Source organism: Sphingomonas sp. (assembly GCF_035490575.1).
Classification (GTDB): domain Bacteria; phylum Pseudomonadota; class Alphaproteobacteria; order Sphingomonadales; family Sphingomonadaceae; genus Sphingomonas.
This window is the reverse complement of the sequence record NZ_DATJLI010000137.1, coordinates 1-20,499: the sequence shown is the minus strand read 5'-3', so window position 1 is coordinate 20,499 and position 20,499 is coordinate 1. Positions and strand designations below refer to the sequence as shown.

The window sequence follows — 20,499 nt, the reverse complement described above, 5'->3', positions numbered from 1 at the left end:
CGCGCGCGGGATGAGCGAGCCAGTCCCCGCGACGCCCGAGCGCGTGCCCGTGGGCCGGGTGTTCGCGATACTGGCGCGCAAGCCCAGTTTCTGGCTGATGGGCTTTGCCGCCGGGTTCAGCTCGATGTGCGGTTATGGCCTGGCCTATTGGATGCCGTCGGTGCTGATCCGCAGCTTCGGTTTCGACCTGTTCACGGCGGCGCTCTATATCGGCTCGACACTGCTGATCGGCGGCAGCGCGGGGGTGTTGCTGGGCGGCGTGATGGCGGACCGGCTGGGCGGCGCGGACAAGGGTGCCTATGCCCGGTTGCCGATGATCGCGTGGTTGGTCACGGTGCCATTGTTCGGCGCGGGGCTGATGGCGTCGGGCTCGCCGATCCTTGCCTGGGCGTTTTTCCTGATCCCCAACGGTCTCAACATCCTGTGGCTCGGCCCGGTGACGACGGCGGTGCAGGGCCTGGTCCCGCCACCGATGCGCGCGACCGCCAGCGCGTCGTTCCTGCTCATCAACAACCTGATCGGCCTGGGCCTCGGCTCATGGATCATGGGCGCGATGTCGGACGCGATGACCGCGTCGATGGGCGACGACGCGCTGCGCTGGGCCGCGTTCCTGGCGCTGGGTTTTTATCTGGTGGCGGCGGGGCTGATGGCGCTGGCGATCAAGCCGCTGCGGCGGGATTGGTGGGATCAGCGCGCGGCGTAGCGGCTATACGCGCGCGCACCCTACGGCTTCGCCCCGCCCCATTTCTTCTGCACCTTGCCATATCGCGTCTTGCGCGTCCCCGGCTTGCCCTCGTTGCTGCGGCCCATGATCGGGGCCTTTTTCTCGTGGTCGGGCAGGCCGAGTTCTTCCGCCTCCAGCCCGCGGATTTCGTCGCGCAGGCGGCCGGCTTCCTCGAACTCCAGGTCGGCGGCGGCCTTTCGCATCTTCTTTTCGAGATCCTCGATATAAGCGCGCAGGTTGTGGCCGACCATGTGCGGCCGGTCGGCGTCGATCTCGACCGTCACCTGATCCTTTTGCGAGACGTGCGAGATGATGTCGCCGATGTTGCGCTTGATCGTCTGCGGCGTGATGCCGTGCTCGCGGTTATACGCTTCCTGCTTTTCGCGGCGGCGGCCGGTTTCGTTCAGCGCGCGCTCCATGCTGCCGGTGATGCGGTCGGCATAGAGGATGACGCGCCCGTCGACGTTGCGCGCGGCGCGGCCGATGGTCTGGATCAACGAGGTTTCGGAACGCAGGAACCCTTCCTTGTCGGCGTCCAGAATGGCGACCAGCCCGCATTCGGGAATGTCCAGTCCTTCCCGCAGCAGGTTGATGCCGATCAGCACGTCATACACCCCCATGCGAAGGTCGCGGATCAGCTCGATCCGCTCCAGCGTCTCGACGTCGGAGTGCATGTAGCGGACCTTGATGCCCGCTTCGTGCATATATTCGGTCAGATCCTCCGCCATCCGCTTGGTCAGCGTGGTGACAAGCGTGCGATAGCCGAGTTCGGTGGTCTTGCGCGCCTCCACGATCAGATCCTGCACCTGTTCCTCGACCGGCTTGATCTCGACCGGCGGGTCGATCAGGCCCGTGGGGCGGATCACCTGCTCGACGAACACGCCGCCCGTCTGCTCCATTTCCCAGCCGCCCGGCGTCGCCGACACGCACACCGTCTGTGGGCGCATCGCGTCCCATTCGTTGAAGCGAAGCGGCCGGTTGTCGATGGCCGAGGGCAGGCGGAAGCCATATTCGGCCAGCGTGATCTTTCGCCGGTGGTCGCCGCGCGACATGCCGTTGATCTGACCGATCGTCTGGTGGCTTTCATCGACGAACAGCAGCGCGTTTTCGGGGAGGTATTCGAACAAGGTCGGCGGCGGTTCACCCGGCAGGCGGCCGGTCAGGAAGCGGCTGTAATTCTCGATCCCGTTGCAACTGCCGGTGGCGGCGATCATCTCGAGGTCGAAATTGGTGCGCTGTTCCAGCCGCTGCGCCTCCAGCAGCCGCCCCTCGATCTGTAGTTCCTTCAACCGTTCCTCAAGCTCGTGACGGATCGCGTGCGTCGCCTGTTTCAGTGTCGGGCCGGGCGTCACATAATGGCTGTTGGCATAGATGCGGATCGAATTGAGATTGGCGACCTTCGATCCCGTCAGCGGATCGAACTCGGTGATCTCCTCGATCTCGTCACCGAAGAAGCTGATGCGCCAGGCCGTATCCTCATAATGCGACGGAAACACCTCCAGGCTGTCGCCGCGCACGCGAAAGGCGCCGCGCTGGAACGCGGCGTCGTTGCGCTTGTATTGCAGCGCCACCAGCTTGCGGATGATTTCGCGCTGGTCCTGCGTCTCGCCCTTTTTCAGGTCGAAGATCATCGCTGAATAGGTTTCGACCGAACCGATACCGTAAAGGCACGAAACCGATGCGACGATCAGCACGTCGTCGCGCTCCAGCAGCGACCGGGTGGCCGAATGGCGCATCCGGTCGATGGCTTCGTTGATCGAGCTTTCCTTCTCGATATAGGTATCCGACCGGGGGACATAGGCCTCCGGCTGGTAATAATCGTAATAGCTGACGAAATATTCGACGGCGTTTTCGGGAAAGAACGACTTGAACTCGCCATAGAGCTGCGCGGCGAGGATCTTGTTCGGCGCCAGCACCAATGCGGGGCGCTGCAACGCCTCCACCACCTTGGCCATGGTAAAGGTCTTGCCCGAACCCGTGACACCCAGCAGCACCTGATCGCGTTCGCCCGCAAGCGCGGCATCGACCAGTTCACGGATCGCTGTCGGCTGATCGCCCGACGGCTCATATTCGCTGACCAACTTGAACGCACGCCCCCCTTCCGCCTTGGGCGGGCGTGCGGGCCGGTGGGGGACAAAGCTCTGCCCGGTATCGGGTTCGGCCAGATTGGTGCGGATCTCGATCGCCATGGAGCGAATATGCGAACGAAAGGGGGACGGGGCAATGGTCGGCGGCGGCGATGCGGATCATTCAACGGATGATCGGGCAAGGCATGGACAGCATCATGCTATCCCCGCGCACCCGGCGGCACTTATCGTGGCGATATGCCGATCATCGCCCCGCCCCCGCCCGCCATCGTCGCCCTGCAAGCCCACGCACCTGCCGACACCCGCAACGCCGCGATCGTCCGCACGGCGTTCGCCGACTGGCGCGCGGGGCGGCGTTCGATCTTCGACCTGCTCGCGCCGGACTTCCGGTGGACCATCGAAGGGAGCGGTCCTTCGGCGGGCACTTATGACCGCCAGTCGTTCGATGCGCTGCTGGAGCCGTTCAACGCGGCGCTGGCCGCCCCGCTGCTCCCGTCACTGCAAACGGTGGTGGCAAACGGCGATCAGGTGGTGGTGCGGTTCAGCGCCACCGCCCCGCTGAAAGGCGGCGGCACCTATCGCAACCGATATGCCTGGTTCCTGACGATGCGCGACGGACGCATTGCCAGAGTGACCGCGTTTCTCGATCTGTCCGCATTCGACGCGGTGCGCGAACGCGGCGGCGACTGACGCGCGCGGCGCGACTTAACCGAACTCGGTGGCCTCGAAGCGGATCGGCGCACCCTGTGCGGCGCCGACCAACTGGTCATCCCACATCGCGGTGCGGCCCCGGATGATGGTGCCGATCGGCTTGCCGGTCAGCTCCCAACCCTCAAACGGCGACCAGCCGCAGCGTGACGCCAGCCAGTCGCCCGTCACCGTCCAGCGGCGTTTGAGGTCGACCACGGTGAAGTCGGCGTCATAGCCAGGCGCGATCCGCCCCTTGCCCACCAGCCCGAAAATCCGCTGCGGTCCCGCGCTGGTCAGGTCGATCAGCCGCTGGAGCGTCAGCCGTCCCTCCGCCACATGGTTCAGCATCAGCGGCAACAGCGTCTGCACGCCGGGCATGCCGCTGGGGCTGGCGGGATAGGGACGCGACTTTTCCTCGACCGTGTGCGGCGCGTGATCCGAACCGATCACATCGGGCACCCCCTGCGCCATCCAGTGCCACAGTCCGTCGCGGTGCGCGGCGGAGCGGACCGGCGGGTTCATCTGGGCATAGGTGCCGATCCTGGCATAAGCCTCCTCACCCGCCAGCGTCAGGTGCTGGGGCGTGACTTCGCACGTTGCGATGTCCTTGTGCCGGGCCAGCAATTCCAGTTCGGCGGGGGTGGAAATGTGCAGCACATGGATGCGCCGCTTCGCCTCCCGCGCCAGCCGCAGGATGCGCCTGGTGGCGATCATCGCGCTTTCGTCGTCGCGCCAGACGGGGTGCGAGGACGGATCGCCGTCGATGCGATATTCGGCAGCGCGTTCGTTCATGCGCGCCTCGTCCTCGGCATGGATGGCGACGCGGCGGGTGCCGCAGGCCAGCACGCGGGCCAGCGCCTCATCCTCCGCCACCAGCAGGTTGCCGGTCGATGACCCCATGAAAATCTTGACGCCCGCCGTGCCCGGCATCCGTTCCAGCGCGCGCAGTTCCTCGGCATTCTGGCCGGTCGCGCCGACGTAGAAGGCATGGTCGCACCACATGCGGCGCGCGCGCGTCAGCTTGTCGGTGATTGCGGCTTCATTGTCGGTATTGGGATTGGTGTTCGGCATTTCGAACACCGCCGTCACGCCGCCCTTCACGGCGGCGACGCTGCCCGTTTCCAGGTCTTCCTTGTGCTCCAGCCCCGGCTCACGAAAATGGACCTGGCTGTCGATGACGCCGGGCAGCACGTCGAGACCGGTGACGTCGATCGTCTCGCCCGCATCGCCCGCCCCGCCGATCGCGGCGATGCGGCCATCGGTGACGAACACATCGACCTGTGCCGGACCGCCGGGCAAGTGGACCGTGCCGCCGCTGAGCTTCAGATCAAATGCCATGTCCGCCTCTTTCGCTGGTGATGGCGAACCCTTACGTCCTTGGCATGGACGATGCCACCCATCTCGCCGATCGCGCGCTCATCCGCCTGTCGGGCGACGACGTTCGCGGTTTCCTTCAGGGGCTGGTCACGCATGACCTGCGTGAACTGACGCCTGCCCAGCCATTATGGACGGCTTTGCTGTCGCCGCAGGGCAAGGCGCTGTTCGATTTTCTGCTATGGACGGACGGCGACGATGTGCTGGTCGATGCCGAGGCCGAGCGGGTGGAGGCGCTGGCCAAGCGCCTGACGCTCTATCGCCTGCGTCGCGCGATCACCATTGCGCCTGAGCCGAGGCTGTTCATCCACTGGTCCCCGCGCGTGGCCGACCAGCCCGCCGACCCGCGGCTGCCCGCCCTCGGCCATCGCTGGCTGTCAGCGGAGCCAGGTGGCGACGCGAGTGCGGCGTGGCGCACACATCGCCTGTCGCTGGGCGTGACCGAGGGTGTGGCCGAACTGGGCGATGGCGAGACTTTGTGGCTGGAATGCAATGCGCGTGAGCTGAACGGCGTCAGCTTTACCAAGGGCTGCTTCGTCGGACAGGAAAACACCGCGCGGATGCATCACCGATCGAAGGTGAACCGGCGACTGGTGGTCAAGCCGCTGGCCGACGCCGGACCACGCACCCGCGCGACCTATCCCGAACTGGGCCTGATGGTCGAACATGCGCGGGTCGAGGCGCTGGGCGATGCGCTGATGCCCGAATGGCTGGCGGCGGCACTGGCGGCGGACGCCAGCGCCGACGTCGATTAGGCCGTGACCACCGTCTGCTCGATCGCGCCGAAAATGCTGTGGTGGCGATCGTCCTCGGCCCAGATGCGGACGGTGTCGCCGGGTTTCAGGAACGGCGTCCTGGCGGCCCCGCCCTGAATGGTCTCGACCGTGCGGATTTCGGCGATGCAGGAATAACCGACGCCGCCATCCGCCACCGGGCGGCCAGGCCCGCCATTTTCGTCGCGGTTGGATACGGTGCCCGACCCGATGATCGTCCCCGCCCCCAGCGCACGCGATTTGGCAGCATGGGCGATCAGCGTGCCGAAATCGAAGGTCATGTCCTCCGCCGCCTGCGCCCGGCCGAACGCCTGTCCGTTCAGGTCGACATTGACCCGGCGATCCAGCTTGCCGTCCCGCCACCATTCGCCCAGCGCATCGGGTGTGACGAACACGGGGGAAAAGGCACTGGCCGGCTTCGACTGGAAAAAGCCGAACCCCTTGGCCAGCTCGCCGGGGATCAGGCCGCGCAGCGACACGTCGTTGGTCAAGCCGATCAGCCGGATCGCCGCCAGTGCCTCATCCCGGCTGGCGCCCATCGGCACGTCGCCCGTCACCACCACCACTTCGGCCTCAAGGTCGCAGCCCCAGCTTTCGTCCTTCAGCGGGATCGGGTCGCGCGGGGCCAGAAAACCGTCCGATCCACCCTGATACATCAGCGGGTCGTGCCAGAAGCTGTCGGGCATTTCCGCCCCGCGGGCCTGCCGAACCAGCGCGACGTGGTTCACATAGGCTGACCCGTCGGCCCATTGATAAGCGCGCGGCAGCGGCGACGCGGCGTCGCGTTCGTGGAATCGCTCGCGCGGGATCGCCTCATGCTCAAGGTCGGTGGCAAGGTTCGCCAGGTCGGGTGCGATCCGGTCCCATTCGTCCAGCGCGGCCTGCATCGTCGGTGCGATATGCGAGGCATCGGCATACCAGGCGAGATCGTTCGACACGACCACCAGACGCCCGTCGCGACCCTGTTTGAGACTCGCCAGTTTCATTGCATTCCCTCCGCATCCTCTGACACTTGCATAGTCCCTTGCGTGCCATTGTCGAGCAACCGGCGGTTTCGATTGACAACCGCCCCGCTCCCCCCGCATCGCAATTTCCGATGCATTCGGGGCTAGGCTTTCTGGACCATCCGGGGGAGATGGCAGCGCGCATCCGCGAAAAGGATTGGCGCGGGCACCCGCTTGGCACCCCCGATACCTGGCCCCAGGCGCTGCGCTTCAGCCTGAACATTTGTCTGGCCTCCGCCTTTCCGATGGCGATCTACTGGGGACCGGCGCATCACCTGCTCTACAACGATGCCTGGTCGGTCATCCCGGTCGAACGACACCCATGGGCGCTGGGCCGTCCGGGGGCAGAGGTGTGGTCGGACATCTGGGACGTGGTGGGACCGCAGTTTGCTTCGGTCCTGCGCGACGGCACCTCGTTCAGCAGCTATGACCAGTTGCTGATGATGCGCCGTGGCGGCGAGGCGACAGAGACCTACTGGAATTACTCGGGCACGCCGATCCGCGACGAATATGGCAAGGTCGCGGGTATCCTGAACCAGGGCAACGAAACCACGCGATTCGTTCTGGCCGAGCGTCAACAGCGCGCCGAAATCGAGCGCCTGACCGAACTCTTCCAGCAATCGCCGGGCGCCGTCGCTTTGCTGTCCGGCCCCGAATATCGCTTCGAAATGGCCAATGACAGCTATCACGAGCTGGTCGGCCGCCGCGACATCATCGGCAAGACGATCGAACAGGCATTGCCCGAAGTGGGCGGACAGGGCTTTGTCGAATTGCTCGACAATGTCCGGTCGACGGGCAAGACCTATCGCGCATGGGGCGCGCGCATCCTGCTGGCGCGTGGCGGAACGATGCCGCTGGAAGAGCGGGTGATCGATTATGTCTATCAACCGATCCACGACGCCGATGGCAGCGTCAACCGCATCTTCGTCGAAGCGACCGACGTCACTGACCGTGCATCGGCCGAACGCGCGCTGGAGGAGAGCGAGGCGCGGCTGAAACTGGCGCTGGAAGCGGCGCAGGGTGTCGGCGTGTGGGACTGGGACGTGGTCAACGATCGCGTCACGACCGATGCGCGCTTCGCCAGCCTGTATGGGGCGGAACATGAAGCGCCTGAACGCGGCGCGCCGCTGGAAAACTTCTTCGCCGCGATCCACACCGAAGACAGCCCGCGCGTGCGTGATGCGATCGAACAGACGCTGATGACCGGCGCGTCCTTTGCCGAGGAATATCGGCTGGTCCAACCCGATGGCAGCATCCGCTGGGTCGCGGCGCAGGGCCGGGCGCTGCGTGGCGAAAACGGCGCGATGGTGCGTTTTCCGGGCGTCACCTTTGACATCACCACGCGCAAGGCCGCCGAGGAAGCGGCCCGCGCCACCGCCGAGGAACTGCGCGCCGCGAACGAGAGTCAGGCGTTTATCTATGCGCTGGCCGAACGCCAGCGCTCGCTCGATACCCCGCACGCGATCATGCGCTTCACCGCCGCGGCGCTCGGCCGGCGGATGAAGCTCGACCGGGTGGGTTTCTACCGCCTTGACGGCGATGGCACCGCGGAAATGGGACCGTGCTGGACCAATGGCCGGTTGCCGGTGCTGAAAGGCACGCTGGCCGCGTCCGACCTGGGGCAGACCTCGATCGAGCGGTATCGCGCCGGGCGCAGCGTGGTCGCCGCCGATTCGCGCGCGGACCCGGCGCTGGACGGAACGGCGATCGCCCGTCTGGCCGGTGCCGCGATCGGCGTGCCGCTGCTGCGCCACGGCCACTGGACCGCCACCTTCTATGTCAACCAGGCCGATCCGCGTCCCTGGACCAGCGAGGAAGTCGCCTTTGTCGAGGCGGTGGCCGAAATCTCCTGGGACGCGGTCGAACGCGCGGTCGCGGTCGCGGCCCTGCGCGACAGCGAGGCGCAGTTCCGCGCGATCACCGATTCGATCGACCACATGGTCTGGGCGGCCCGGCCCGACGGACAGATCGACTACACCAACGCCCGCTGGCATGACTTTACCGGCAGCCCGGCCGGACAGGTCAATGGCGAGCGCTGGAGCGCGCTGGTGCACCCTGACGATCGCCGTCAAACGCTGTCGCTATGGGCGCGATCCGTTAAAAGCGGGTCATCATATGAAGCGGAGTTCCGCATGTTCCACGCGCCCAGCGGTGCCTATCGCTGGGTGCAGGGGCGCGGCAGCGCGGTGCGTGACGAGGAGGGCCACATCACGCGCTGGTTCGGCACGATCACCGACATTCAGCACGTCGTCGACGCACGCGAAGTGCTATCACGCTCGCGCGAAGATCTGGAACGTGCGGTTGCCGAACGCACCGATCAGCTCATGGCGGCCGAGGAACAACTGCGCCAGGCGCAGAAGATGGAGGCGGTGGGCCAGTTGACCGGGGGCATCGCGCATGATTTCAACAACATGCTGGCCGTCGTCATCGGCGCGCTCGACCTGCTGGAGCGGCGCCTGGCGCAGGGGTCGACCGACATCGGGCGCTATGTCACCGCCGCGCGTGACGGCGCGACCCGCGCTGCGGGACTGACCCAGCGCCTGCTGGCCTTTGCCCGGCAGACCCCGCTGGCGCCGCGCGCGATCAATGTCGATGCGATGGTCAACGGCATGATCGAATTGCTGGCGCGCACAATCGGCGACGATATCCGGGTCGAAACCCGACTTGGCGGGGGCCTGCGCGACGCGATCGCCGATCCCAGCCAGTTGGAGAATGTCGTCCTGAACCTGGCGGTCAACGCACGCGACGCGATGCCGACCGGCGGGGTGCTGTCGATCGAAACCAGTCAGCAGCGCGTCGATGGCGACGAGGCCGGGCGGTTCGGCGTGACGCCCGGCGACTTCATCTGCCTGTGCGTTTCCGATACCGGCGCGGGAATGCCGCCCGATGTGGTGCGCCGCGCGTTCGAGCCGTTTTTTACGACCAAGGGTGTCGGCAAGGGCACGGGCCTGGGCCTCAGCCAGGTCTTTGGCTTCGTCCGGCAGTCGGGCGGCCATGTCCGCATCGATTCGACGCCGAACAAGGGCACGGCAGTGCATGTGTATCTGCCCTGCGCGCCCGCCGACCTGACCGATGCGACCACCCCCGACACCGCCAGCGGCGACGACAGCGGGATTGGCGCGCGCACGGGCGAACTGGTGCTGGTGGTCGAGGACGAGGAACGCGTGCGCGCCTTTTCGACCGAAGCGCTGGGCGAACTGGGCTACCGCGTCGAATATGCGCGCAACGGCCCGGACGCGCTAGCGCTGATCGAGGACGGGTTGCGCCCCGACCTGTTGTTCACCGACATGGTGATGCCGGAAATGACCGGCCGCGAACTGGCCGACCATGCCCGTGCGCGGGTGCCGGGTCTGCGCGTCCTGTTCACCAGCGGCTATACCCGCGAACAGGGCGTCGTGGTGGAGCCGGGGGGGCCGCCGCTGTTGCCCAAGCCATTTAATCTGGCCCAACTGGGCCGCCATGTCCGCCAGGCGCTGGACACATAACGGCGGCACGGGTGGACGGGACCGTCACCCGGCGATAGGGCGGGGCCGCATTTTTTCCAGTATCGAGGAACAGGCGTGGCGAATGTGGCGGTGATCGGCGCCCAATGGGGTGACGAGGGCAAGGGCAAGATCGTCGACTGGCTGGCGGAGCGCGCCGATGTGGTGGTCCGCTTTCAGGGCGGGCACAATGCCGGGCACACGCTGGTTGTCGGTGAAAAGGTCTATAAGCTGTCGCTGCTGCCCTCGGGCATCGTGCGCGGCACGCCCAGCGTGATCGGCAACGGCGTCGTGCTCGACCCCTGGGCACTGAAGGCGGAAGTGGAGCGGCTGCGCGAACAGGGCGTGACCGTCACGCCCGACACGCTGATGATCGCCGAAACCTGCACGCTGATCCTGCCTTTCCATCGCGATCTGGACGGCTTGCGGGAGGATGCCAGCGGCGCGGGCAAGATCGGCACGACCCGGCGTGGCATCGGCCCGGCCTATGAAGACAAGGTGGGCCGCCGCGCGATCCGTGTATGCGATCTGGCGCATCTCGACGATCTGGGTCCGCAGCTCGACCGGCTGAGCGCGCATCATGATGCGCTGCGCGCTGGGTTCGGCGAGACGCCGGTCGATCGCGATGCCCTGATCGCCGAACTGCGCGGCATCGCCGGTTTCGTGCTGCCTTTCGCCGCACCGGTGTGGCGGATGCTGAACGAAGCACGCGCGGGCGGCAAGCGCATCCTGTTCGAAGGCGCGCAGGGCGTGCTGCTCGACATCGACCATGGCACCTATCCGTTCGTCACGTCCTCCAACACCATCGCGGGCACGGCGGCGGGGGGTTCGGGCCTCGGTCCGGGGGCGGTCGGTTTCGTGCTGGGTATCGCCAAGGCCTATACGACGCGGGTCGGCTCTGGTCCCTTCCCCACCGAACTGGAAGACGAAACCGGCGAGCGGCTGGGCGTTCGCGGGCACGAATTCGGCACCGTCACCGGCCGCAAGCGTCGCTGCGGCTGGTTCGACGCCGTGCTGGTGCGGCAATCGGCGGCGGTCAGCGGCATCACCGGAATCGCCCTCACTAAGCTGGACGTGCTGGACGGCTTTGATGAGGTGAAGATCTGCACCGGCTATCGCCTGGGCGATACCCAGCTCGACCATTATCCCGCCCATGCCGCCGATCAGGCGCGCGTGGAGCCGATCTATGAAACGATGGAAGGCTGGTCGCAGACGACCGCAGGCGCGCGCAGCTGGGCCGAACTGCCGGCACAGGCCATTAAATATATTCGCCGGATCGAAGAACTGATCCGCTGCCCGGTCGCGCTGGTATCGACCAGCCCGGAGCGGGAGGACACGATCCTGGTTCGCGATCCCTTCGCCGACTGATATGAAAACGGCCCCGCATACACGATGCGGGGCCGCTGTTCAGTCACCGACAATTAGCCCTGCGGCGGCGTGTCGTCGGTTGGTTCGGTGGTTTCATCCGGCGCGGTCGGCTCCGTCGTCGTCGCCGGATCGTTCATGCCGTCATCGACCGTGCCATCGGGCGCCGTGGAATCAGGCATGGTCTGGTCCGGCATCGTCTGTCCCGGCGCCGGTGCCTGCATCGTATCAGGCGGCGTCTGGGGCGTCGTCTGCGGGGTCATCTGTGCGACGGCAGCAGTCGAGCCAAGCATCAGGGTCATGGCGAGAATAGCTTTATTACGCATTGGAACTACCTTTCCTCTTGCGAACTTGCAGCTATTAAACGCCCGTTCTCACCAAAAGGCCGCTCAACTGAACGACGTTTAGCATCCATTCGCCCGATTGTTGCCTTATTTGGCGCCGCTCAACCGCATTGGGCGCGGTGAAGCAGCTTCTGATCGGCCAGAACCAGCGCCAGCATCGCCTCCACCACCGGCACGCCGCGGATGCCGACGCATGGGTCATGGCGTCCGCGGGTCGCGATCTCGGCTGCTTCGCCGTCACGCGTTATGGTTTCCACCGGCGTCAGGATCGAGCTGGTCGGCTTGAACGCGCAGCGCAGGCGGACCGGCTGGCCTGTCGAAATGCCGCCCGCAATCCCGCCCGCATGGTTGGCGAGGAAATCGGGCGCGCCCTGACCGGGACGCATCGGGTCGGCATTCTGCTCTCCCGTCAACCGCGCGGCGTCGAACCCGTCGCCGATCTCGACGCCCTTGACCGCGTTGATCGACATGATCGCGGCGGCCAGTTCGCTGTCGAGCTTGGCATAAAGCGGCGCGCCCCAGCCGGCGGGGACGCCCGTCGCCTCTGCCGCCACCACCGCACCCAGCGACGACCCGGCTTTCCTTGCGCCGTCGACCAGCCCCTCCCAGCGGGCTGCCGCGACCGGATCGGGGCACCAGAACGGATTGCGCGCGATTTCCTCGGCATCGAAGCGGGCCGGGTCGATGGCGTCACCGCCGATCGATTCGACCCATGCGCGGATCGTCACTTCGGGAATGACCGCCCGCGCGACCGCGGCCGCCGCGACCCGGCTGGCGGTTTCGCGCGCCGACGACCGTCCGCCGCCGCGATAATCGCGAAAGCCGTATTTGGCGTCATAGGCATAATCGGCGTGGCCAGGGCGATAGGCCTTGGCAACCTCCGAATAATCCTTGGACCGCTGATCGACATTTTCGATCATCAGGCTGATCGGCGTGCCCGTCGTGCGCCCGTCGAACACGCCCGACAGGATGCGGACGGCGTCCGGCTCCCGCCGCTGCGTCGTGAAGCGGCTGGTGCCGGGGCGGCGCGCATCCAGAAACGGCTGGATGTCGGCTTCGCTCAGCGTCAGCCCCGGCGGGCAGCCATCGACGACCGCGCCGATGGCCGGTCCATGGCTTTCCCCCCAGGTCGTGAAGCGAAAGACCCGGCCGAAACTGTTGAAGCTCATGCATCCTCCGAAAGCGCGGCGAACGCCGGCGCATGGGTGGCCGCGCCGCGCACGCCGCACGGCATTCCGGCGGCCTGTAGCGGCATGGCCATCAGATAATCGCCGGCATAGGGGCTTTCGAAACCCCTAGCCCAATCGACCGCATAGCCGAAGCGCCCATAATAAGCCGGATCGCCCAGCACGAAGCTGAGCACCCATCCCGCCCGCGCCAGCGCGTCATGCCCCGCCGCGACCAGCGCTTCCCCCACGCCCTGCCGCCGCCATGGCCCGGCAACCGCCAGCGGCGCCAGCGCAACAGCGGGAATGGCCGCGCCGTTCACCGCCACGGCCATCCGGCTGAACACCGCCGCGCCGACCATATCGGGATCGCGTGCGATCATCGTCAGCACCATGTCGCCGTCGATGCACAGGCGACGCACCAGATCGGCCTCCGCCACACTGTTAAAGCTGGTGCGGAGCAGGCTGTCCAGCGCGGGCACGTCCTGTGGCCGGGCGGGGTGGATGTCCATCGTCGCGGCGCGTCAGGACAGCGCGATGTCGGGCGCGTCCTCGGCCTTCATGCCGATCACGTTGTAACCGCCGTCGACATGGTGAATCTCGCCCGTCACGCCCGACGCCAGGTCGGACAGCAGATACAGACCCGCACCGCCGACATCCTCGATCGTCACGTTGCGGCGCAATGGCGAGTTCAACTCATTCCATTTCAGGATATACCGGAAATCGCCGATGCCCGATGCCGCCAGCGTCCGGATCGGCCCGGCGGAAATCGCGTTCACACGGATGTTTTCCGGCCCCAGGTCGGCGGCCAGATATTTGACCGACGTGTCGAGCGCCGATTTCGCCACGCCCATCACATTGTAATGCGGCACGACCTTTTCCGACCCGTAATAGGTCAGCGTCAGCAGAGACCCGCCATTGGGCATCATCGCCCGCGCACGCTGCGCCACGGCAGTGAACGAATAGACGCTGATGTTCATCGTCATCAGGAAATTGTCGAGACTGGTGTCGTAATATCGACCGCGCAGCTCGTTCTTGTCCGAAAAGCCGATGGCGTGGACGACGAAATCGATCGTCTCCCACCGCGACCGCAGCGTTTCGAACGCGGCGTCGAGCGAGGCCATGTCGGCAACATCGCAGTCGAAGGTGAAATCCGAGCCGAGCTGTTCGGCCAGTGGCTTCACGCGACGCGCCAGCGCCTCCCCCTGATGGCTGAACGCCAGCTCGGCGCCCTGGTCCGCCAGTTGCTTGGCAATGCCCCAGGCGAGCGAACGATCGTTCGCCAGACCCATCACGAGTCCACGCTTGCCCTGCATCAATCCGCTCACGACGCCATATCCTCCTTCTGGACGTCGGCGGCCTCTAGCCCGTTTTCGGGCAGTTCCGCCAGTGCGGCGTTCAATTCGGCGCCGACGACCAGTCCAAGCCCGATAATGAAAAAGAAAATAAGTGCGATCATCACCCCGGCCAGGCTGCCATAGGTCAGATCGTAATTGCCCAGACCGCCCAGCACCACCGGCAACAATGCCGTGGTGGCGATCCACCAGATCGAGACCAGCAGCGCGCCCGGCCATTTGGGACATTTCGACCAGCGCCAGCGCGCGGGCGTCAGCGTGTAGAACAGCATATAGATCGCTCCGAACAGCGCGACGGCCGGAGCAATGCGGCTGATCGACACCAGTTGCGCCACGTCACCGGCAAAGGGCAGCAGCCGGACGATGAACGCCTCCGCCCCGGTCAGCACCACCTGAAGGCTGAACGCGATCAGCACCAGCAGCACCGATGCGATAATCAGCCCGATCGACCCCAGCCGATATTCCCAGAAGGGACGGGACATAGTGACGCCATAAGCCTCGCGCAGCACGCCGCGCACCGTCTCGATAAAGCTGGCGGTGGTCCACAGGCCGACGATCACGCCCAGCCACACCAGATTGCCTGCCCGCGCCGCCAGCACGTCGGCAATCGGTTTCTGCAACACCTCGGCGACGTCGGGCGGCACCGTTCGCAAGAACGCGTCGAGCGCGCGCACGCCGTCGCCAGTGCGCCCGAACACCCGCGCGATCGACGCCGCGACGATGAAAAAGGGAAACAGCGTCAGGATCGACAGATAGGCCAGGTTCCCAGCATGGGTGAAGCCGGTGGTGTAAGTGCCGATAGCGGTGCGCTTCATCACTTCCAGCGCACGCTCGCCAATGCCCAGCGACGCCAGATGGCGACGCACCACGCCCTGCTTGGCGCGCCCTTCGGGCGTCAGGTCATGGGGTTCGATGGTCATGCAATCGGTCAGACGCCAAGGCGGCCGCGCGGGTTCCCCTTGTGTGCGCCACCCCATGCCTCGACAAAGGCAACCAGCGCGTCATCATCGGCGGGCACGTCGATCATCAACGTGACCATCAGGTCGCCGCGCGTCCCGTCCTTGCGGTGAAAACCGCGCCCGCGCACGCGCAGCGTCTTGCCCGAACTGGTGCCACGCGGCACCTTCAGGCTGACGGTGCCGTCGGGGGTGGGCACGCGCACATCGCCGCCCAGCACCGCTTCCGCGAGGCTGACGGGCAGGTCGAGGCGGACGTCATCGCCCTCGCGCCGGAAAAAGGCGTGCGGCTGAACCTCGATCGTCACCATCGCATCGCCATTGCCGCCGGGGCCAGGCTGTCCCTTGCCGGCCAGGCGCATCTGGGTGCCGGTATCGACACCCGCGGGCAGCTTGACCTCGATCGTGGTGCCGTCGGGCAGGCTCAGGCGCTGCGGCGCCAGCGTCACCGCGTCGACGAACGGCACGACGACGCGGTAGGCGACATTTGCGCCTTTTGGCGCCTGTCGCCGCCCGAACCCGCTGGCAAAGCCGCCGCCACCGCCCGCGCGGGCGCCGCCGAACAATCCTTCGAAAATGTCACCGAAATCGCCGCCGTCATTGCCGTAATCGGGCCGGAAGCCGCCGCCCCCGCCGCCTGCGCCACGCCCGAAGCCGAACGGCGCGGTCGGGTTGCCGTCGCCGTCGATCTCCCCCCGGTCGAACCGGGCGCGCTTGTCCTTGTCGGACAGCAGGTCATACGCGTTGGTGACGAGCGAGAACCGCTCCGCCGCCTTGGGATTGTCGCGGTTGCGGTCGGGGTGCAGTTCCTTCGCCAGCTTGCGATAGGCTTTCTTGATCTCGTCCTCGCCCGCGCCGCGCGACACGCCGAGGGTTGCATAAGGATCGGCCACTTGATTCCCCGTTGAACAATATTCGCCCGCTAGATGGGCCGCGCGGGCCGCGATGGCAATCGCCGGGCGTCAGTCCTGCGGCGCGACATCGACCGAGACATGCATGTCCTGTGCGCCCGATCCCAGCACCACGCCGTCGATCGGGGCGATATCGCCATAATCGCGGCCGATGGCGACGATGACATGATCGGCGGCCATCCAGATGCCGTTGGTCGGATCGACCCCGACCCAGCCATGGTCCGGCCCGCACCAGATCAGCACCCAGGCGTGCGTGGCATCGGCCCCCACCAGCCGCGCCTCCCCCGGTGGCGGCAGGGTGCGGAGATAGCCCGAGGCATAGGCCCCCGGAATACCGGCCGCGCGCAGGCCGCACAGCATGATCTGGGCGAAATCCTGACACACGCCGCCGCGCTTGGCGAATGCCTCTGCCGGGGGCGTGTCGACCAGGGTGGCGGCGGGATCGAAATCGAACTCGCGCTGGATGCGCCGGGCCAGCGCAATGCCAGCTTCCAGTGCGCCGCGCGCGGGCGCCAGATCCTCCGCACACCAGCGCGCGATCGCTTCATTCACCGGGATACGCGGGCTGGGATAGAGATAGGCGGCGGGCGACAATGGCGACAGGTCGCGGCTCTGGCGCGCAAGCCGCGCGACATCGGCCACCGTCGGGTCGTCGGGCGACGGCATCGGGATCGCGCGGTCGACGACGATGTGCGCCAGGCTTTCGATCGTCAGCGCAAGCGTCGGCTGGTCGACCACCAGCCGCGTTACGTGCGCCAGCCCGGCCTGCGCGCGCGCCGGCGCGGTGCGACCGCCGGGGTGGATGTTGAGCGTATAATCGACCACGCGCTGCCCCGGCCAGTCGATCGGCTGGAGCCTGAGGTTACAACGCGCGAACGCCACCGGATCGGCATAATCGAACCGGGTCACATGGCGGATGGCATAGCGCATTTCGGTCATGCCAGCACCAGCCCGCCCGCGCGCAGCGGTTCGGCACCTTGCAGGAAATATCGACGCGCCACCGCATCGGCCAGCGCGAACAGCCGCCCCTCGATCGCACACAGCGCATCGCCGTCCATGATCGCGGCATCGGCAGTCGCCAGCATCGCGCTCAGTTCGGCGGCCACGCGCTGCTGCGGTTCGGCCAGCCCGTCGTCCTTCAGCACCGGCAGCGCCGCCAGATGTTCGGCGATGCGCGCCGCCTGAAACGCCAGCCCGCGCGGATTGCCGGGATCGAGCGCGACCAGATCGATCACCGCGATCCGCGCCACGCCGGTCAGGTAGCGCTGGCGATAGCTGATCTGGCTGTCTGCCAAGTCGAGCAGCACCGACAGGTCATCGGCGCTCGACGCCTCGATGCCGAAGGCGCGAATCGCCTGCACTGTCTTGGCCGCGCGTTCGATGCGGCGGCCAAGGTCGTGAAAACGCCAGCCATCGGTGCGGCCCATATGCTCGGCCGACAATCCCGCCAGCGCGGCATAGCGCCGCTGGAGCGACCCTGCCCGGTCGAGCACGCCGCCACGCGTCGGGTGCGGCGCATCGAGCAGCCGGATCATGTCGGCCGACAACCGGTCGCGGCTGACCCGGCCCAGCCCGCGCGCCTGCCGGTTGACGCCGCGCACCGAATACCAGCCGGTCTCCACGCTCTCCAGCGCGGTGCGCGCCATGGCGACCAGGTCGGGGCGGCGGTGGCTGACGGGCGCCGGTGCGGCCCCCAGCGACGCCAGCATCGCCGCGATCCGCTGCACCGTGGCCGGGGCCAGCGACGCGCCCGCATCGGCGGTGATCGAATGACCCAGCAGCACGCGGATCAGGCCCAGCAGCGCTTCGCCCCGTTCAAGATAACGGCCCAGCCAGAACAGATTGTCCGCCGCGCGACTGGGCAAGGTGCCCGGATTGCGGCGCAGGTGCAGCGAATCGACGGCGGGCAGCAGCGAGACCGGATCGACCGCATCGGCGCCATGGACGATCACGTCGGCGGACCATTCACCCTCCCCGATCGCGGTCATGCGCGGATCGGCGCCCTCCCCGATGCGCGCAAAACCGCCCGGCAGCACGCTCCAGCCGCCCCGTGGATCGCGCGCGGCAAAGACGCGCAGCGTAAAGGGGCGCGGCGTCAGTTCGCGGTCGATAACGACGGGCATGGTCGACAGGTGCACGACTTCCTGCCCGACATAATCCTGCGGCCGCCGTTCAATGTCGGCCAGCAGCGCCGCCCGGTCCGCATCCGACAGGTCGGCCCCGACCACCGGCCGCCCATCGGGCAGCGCCCGCGTCGCCACGCCGAATGCGGGCGCGATCGTCATGCTCGCCAGTTCATCGACCACCAGCGCGGCGTCGCGCGGCTGGCCGCACCACCAGGTGGCGATATTGGGCAGCGACAGCCCCTCGCCCGTCAGGCGCGTGCACAAGCCGGGCAGGAAGGCCGCCAGCGCCGGCGATTCGAGCACGGCGGCGCCCGGCGCGTTAGCGACCACGACATTGCCCGCCGCCATCGCGTCGATCAGGCCGGGGACGCCGATCGCCGATGTCGAATCGAACGCCAGCGGGTCGAGCAATGTCGGGTCGGTCCGCCGCCACAGCGCATCCACGCGCTTCAGCCCGGCAATGGTGCGAACGTAAAGCCGATCCTCGATTACCGCCAGATCGGCGCCCTCGACCAGCAGGAAGCCCAGATAGCGGGCCAGATGCGCCTGTTCGGCATAGCTCTGGTTCAGCCGGCCCGGCGTCAGCAGCCCGATGCGCGGCTCCGCGCGCGCGCAGGCTGCCGCCAGTCCGTCGCGCAGGCTGGCGAAAAACGGCGCGTGCCGCTCGACATTCAGCCGCGCCTGCAACCCACCCATCGTCCGCGCAATCGCCAGCCGGTTCTCCAGCGCATAACCCGCACCCACGGGGCCGCGCAGATGATCCGCCATCACCCGCCACTCACCCGTCGGCCCGCGGCACAGGTCGACCGCCACAACGTTCAGGTGATGACCGCCCGGCGGCACCAGTCCTTGCATCGGCCGCAGGAAATAGGGGCTGCCCGTCACCACCGCCGCCGGGATCAGTCCCTGCGCGACCAGCCGGGCGGGACCATAGAGGTCGGCGACAATCATCTCGAGCAATTCGGCGCGCTGCACCACGCCCGCGCGGATGCCCGCCCATTCATCGCTGTCGATCAGCAGCGGCACGGGGGAGAGGGGCCAGGGCCGCTCATCGCTGTCGCCCGCCACGCGGAATCCGGTGCCGATATCGTCGGCCTGCCGCTGTGCGCGGTCGAGCGCGTCCTCCAGCGATTCGCCGACATTGCTCGCCAGTTCCTCGAACAGGGCACGCCACGCGCCGTCGTCGGCAGCGTCGGCCATCACATCGCCGCGCAGCCGTGCGGCGCGATAGTCGGCGATCCAGCGATCGGCGACCACAGCGGCGTCGAACAAGCTCGCGGTCCGACTTGCCATCTGCATTCCCCCGCTTACGCTGCGTATCCTTCCTTTCCGCGAAAGCGAAGGCGCGCGCAATGGGCTTGCCGTCCGGCGCGGCGAACGGCAGCATGGGCCAACCATGACCCGCGGCAATCGCGGGCACTTCGGATATCGGGAGAGGGACACGTCATGAAAAATCCGGGCTGGCTTATCGCTGGTAACGCTATCATCGCCGCCGCGCTGTTCGCCGCCCCGGTTCGGGCACAGGACGCCGCGATCGTCCCCATAACCGCCCCGGCCGAACCGAATGCGATTCCGCTGGGCACCAAGGGGGTCGAAGGGTCGGCGGCCCGCGAAAGCTGGTTCCGCCAATATGGCACCGCGTTCACCCGCAACGTTACCGAAGCGACGCTGACGCCCTTCCTGCCCGATCCGGCCAAGGCGAACGGCACGGCGGTGATCGTCGCGCCCGGCGGCGGTTTCCTGTTTCTGTCGATGGAAAATGAGGGCTGGCGCGTGGCGCAGGCGCTGGCCGATCGCGGGATCGCCGCCTTTGTCCTGAAATACCGCACCCGCCCGACGCCTGAGGGCACCGAAGCGTTCAAACAGGCGATGGACGCGATGTTCGCCGGTGCCGCGCGCTCCACCCCGTCGCCCCGCGCCGCACCGCCCGCCGGACAGGTCGCGCCGTGGGTGGAGGATGCGCGCGCCGCATTCGCCCTGATCCGCCAGCGCAGCGCCGAATGGCGCGTCGATCCGGCGCGCGTCGGCATGATCGGCTTTTCGGCGGGTGCTGGCACGACGATGGCGACCGCGCTGACCGCGCCCGATACGAAGCCCGCCTTTATCGGCCCGATTTACGGCTCGTTCGGCACCGTCGACGTG

General features: G+C 67.1%; 17 protein-coding genes. 6 read left to right on the top strand and 11 right to left on the bottom strand.

The genetic code is table 11. The annotated features are described in order from the left end of the window. Positions 1-703 (top strand): MFS transporter (locus VL973_RS10250; protein WP_325283922.1); only part of this gene is annotated, 703 nt, incomplete at its 5' end. A gap of 20 nt (positions 704-723) precedes the next feature. Here VL973_RS10250 and uvrB read toward each other — a convergent pair. Next, positions 724-2,913 carry an excinuclease ABC subunit UvrB gene (gene uvrB, locus VL973_RS10245; protein WP_325283921.1) on the bottom strand — a complete coding sequence of 730 codons (2,190 nt, stop codon included), beginning with the start codon at positions 2,911-2,913 and terminating at the stop codon, positions 724-726. Between the two features lie 135 nt (positions 2,914-3,048). Between uvrB and VL973_RS10240 the strand changes: the two genes are divergently transcribed. After that, positions 3,049-3,501 (top strand): nuclear transport factor 2 family protein, encoded by a 453-nt coding sequence (locus VL973_RS10240; RefSeq protein ID WP_325283920.1) that lies wholly within the window; start codon positions 3,049-3,051, stop codon positions 3,499-3,501. Between the two features lie 15 nt (positions 3,502-3,516). Here VL973_RS10240 and VL973_RS10235 read toward each other — a convergent pair whose 3' ends face one another. Next, positions 3,517-4,839 carry a dihydroorotase gene (locus tag VL973_RS10235; RefSeq protein WP_325283919.1) on the bottom strand — a complete coding sequence of 441 codons (1,323 nt, stop codon included), beginning with the start codon at positions 4,837-4,839 and terminating at the stop codon, positions 3,517-3,519. Between the two features lie 44 nt (positions 4,840-4,883). On the opposite strand from VL973_RS10235, the gene ygfZ reads away from it, so the two are divergent. After that, on the top strand, positions 4,884-5,630 hold the full coding sequence (gene ygfZ, locus VL973_RS10230) for a CAF17-like 4Fe-4S cluster assembly/insertion protein YgfZ (protein ID WP_325283918.1): 747 nt from the start codon (positions 4,884-4,886) through the stop codon (positions 5,628-5,630). On the opposite strand, the gene VL973_RS10225 is transcribed toward ygfZ, so the two are convergent. Then, the gene (locus VL973_RS10225; protein ID WP_325283917.1) at positions 5,627-6,634 is read right to left on the bottom strand and encodes a fumarylacetoacetate hydrolase family protein; all 1,008 of its coding nucleotides are present in this window, start codon (positions 6,632-6,634) and stop codon (positions 5,627-5,629) included. The two genes, ygfZ and VL973_RS10225, sit on opposite strands and share 4 nt — an antisense overlap. Positions 6,635-6,744: 110 nt before the next feature. Between VL973_RS10225 and VL973_RS10220 the strand changes: the two genes are divergently transcribed. Next, positions 6,745-10,137, top strand: a complete 3,393-nt coding sequence (locus VL973_RS10220; RefSeq protein WP_325283916.1) for a PAS domain-containing protein — start codon at positions 6,745-6,747, stop codon at positions 10,135-10,137. Positions 10,138-10,212: 75 nt separating this feature from the next. After that, positions 10,213-11,502, top strand: a complete 1,290-nt coding sequence (locus VL973_RS10215; protein WP_325283915.1) for an adenylosuccinate synthase — start codon at positions 10,213-10,215, stop codon at positions 11,500-11,502. Between the two features lie 53 nt (positions 11,503-11,555). Here VL973_RS10215 and VL973_RS10210 read toward each other — a convergent pair whose 3' ends face one another. The 8 genes from VL973_RS10210 to VL973_RS10175 all read right to left on the bottom strand — a co-directional run bounded on the left by VL973_RS10210 (position 11,556) and on the right by VL973_RS10175 (position 19,650). After that, a complete protein-coding gene (locus VL973_RS10210; RefSeq protein WP_325283914.1) occupies positions 11,556-11,825 on the bottom strand; it encodes a hypothetical protein in 270 nt (89 codons plus the stop codon). Positions 11,826-11,944: 119 nt separating this feature from the next. Beyond that, positions 11,945-13,012, bottom strand: coding sequence for a chorismate synthase (gene aroC, locus VL973_RS10205; RefSeq protein ID WP_325283913.1), 1,068 nt, complete (start codon positions 13,010-13,012; stop codon positions 11,945-11,947). Continuing rightward, entirely contained in the window at positions 13,009-13,521 is a 513-nt protein-coding gene (locus VL973_RS10200) for a GNAT family N-acetyltransferase (protein WP_325283912.1), read from the bottom strand. Before VL973_RS10200 ends, aroC begins: the two co-directional genes overlap by 4 nt. A 12-nt stretch (positions 13,522-13,533) precedes the next feature. Continuing rightward, positions 13,534-14,337, bottom strand: a complete 804-nt coding sequence (fabI, locus tag VL973_RS10195) for an enoyl-ACP reductase FabI (protein WP_325283911.1) — start codon at positions 14,335-14,337, stop codon at positions 13,534-13,536. After that, a complete protein-coding gene (locus tag VL973_RS10190; RefSeq protein ID WP_325283910.1) occupies positions 14,334-15,284 on the bottom strand; it encodes a YihY/virulence factor BrkB family protein in 951 nt (316 codons plus the stop codon). The genes fabI and VL973_RS10190 overlap by 4 nt, the downstream gene beginning before the upstream one ends. 8 nt (positions 15,285-15,292) lie before the next feature. After that, complete coding sequence (locus tag VL973_RS10185; protein ID WP_325283909.1) at positions 15,293-16,213, bottom strand: J domain-containing protein; 921 nt, start codon at positions 16,211-16,213, stop codon at positions 15,293-15,295. A gap of 69 nt (positions 16,214-16,282) precedes the next feature. After that, complete coding sequence (locus VL973_RS10180) at positions 16,283-17,161, bottom strand: transglutaminase family protein (RefSeq protein WP_325283923.1); 879 nt, start codon at positions 17,159-17,161, stop codon at positions 16,283-16,285. Positions 17,162-17,166: 5 nt separating this feature from the next. Then, a complete protein-coding gene (locus tag VL973_RS10175) occupies positions 17,167-19,650 on the bottom strand; it encodes a circularly permuted type 2 ATP-grasp protein (protein WP_325283908.1) in 2,484 nt (827 codons plus the stop codon). A gap of 153 nt (positions 19,651-19,803) precedes the next feature. Here VL973_RS10175 and VL973_RS10170 point away from each other — a divergent pair. Further along, positions 19,804-20,499 (top strand): alpha/beta hydrolase (locus tag VL973_RS10170; protein WP_325283907.1); only part of this gene is annotated, 696 nt, incomplete at its 3' end.

Excerpts from the sequence above, each read along its gene's own strand:
- uvrB (WP_325283921.1), bottom strand. The coding sequence starts at position 2,913 with ATGGCGATCGAGATCCGCACCAATCTGGCCGAACCCGATACCGGGCAG.
- VL973_RS10240 (WP_325283920.1), top strand. The coding sequence starts at position 3,049 with ATGCCGATCATCGCCCCGCCCCCGCCCGCCATCGTCGCCCTGCAAGCC.
- VL973_RS10235 (WP_325283919.1), bottom strand. The coding sequence starts at position 4,839 with ATGGCATTTGATCTGAAGCTCAGCGGCGGCACGGTCCACTTGCCCGGC.
- ygfZ (WP_325283918.1), top strand. The coding sequence starts at position 4,884 with ATGGACGATGCCACCCATCTCGCCGATCGCGCGCTCATCCGCCTGTCG.
- VL973_RS10225 (WP_325283917.1), bottom strand. The coding sequence starts at position 6,634 with ATGAAACTGGCGAGTCTCAAACAGGGTCGCGACGGGCGTCTGGTGGTC.
- VL973_RS10220 (WP_325283916.1), top strand. The coding sequence starts at position 6,745 with ATGCATTCGGGGCTAGGCTTTCTGGACCATCCGGGGGAGATGGCAGCG.
- VL973_RS10210 (WP_325283914.1), bottom strand. The coding sequence starts at position 11,825 with ATGCGTAATAAAGCTATTCTCGCCATGACCCTGATGCTTGGCTCGACT.
- aroC (WP_325283913.1), bottom strand. The coding sequence starts at position 13,012 with ATGAGCTTCAACAGTTTCGGCCGGGTCTTTCGCTTCACGACCTGGGGG.
- VL973_RS10200 (WP_325283912.1), bottom strand. The coding sequence starts at position 13,521 with ATGGACATCCACCCCGCCCGGCCACAGGACGTGCCCGCGCTGGACAGC.
- VL973_RS10190 (WP_325283910.1), bottom strand. The coding sequence starts at position 15,284 with ATGACCATCGAACCCCATGACCTGACGCCCGAAGGGCGCGCCAAGCAG.
- VL973_RS10180 (WP_325283923.1), bottom strand. The coding sequence starts at position 17,161 with ATGCGCTATGCCATCCGCCATGTGACCCGGTTCGATTATGCCGATCCG.
- VL973_RS10175 (WP_325283908.1), bottom strand. The coding sequence starts at position 19,650 with ATGGCAAGTCGGACCGCGAGCTTGTTCGACGCCGCTGTGGTCGCCGAT.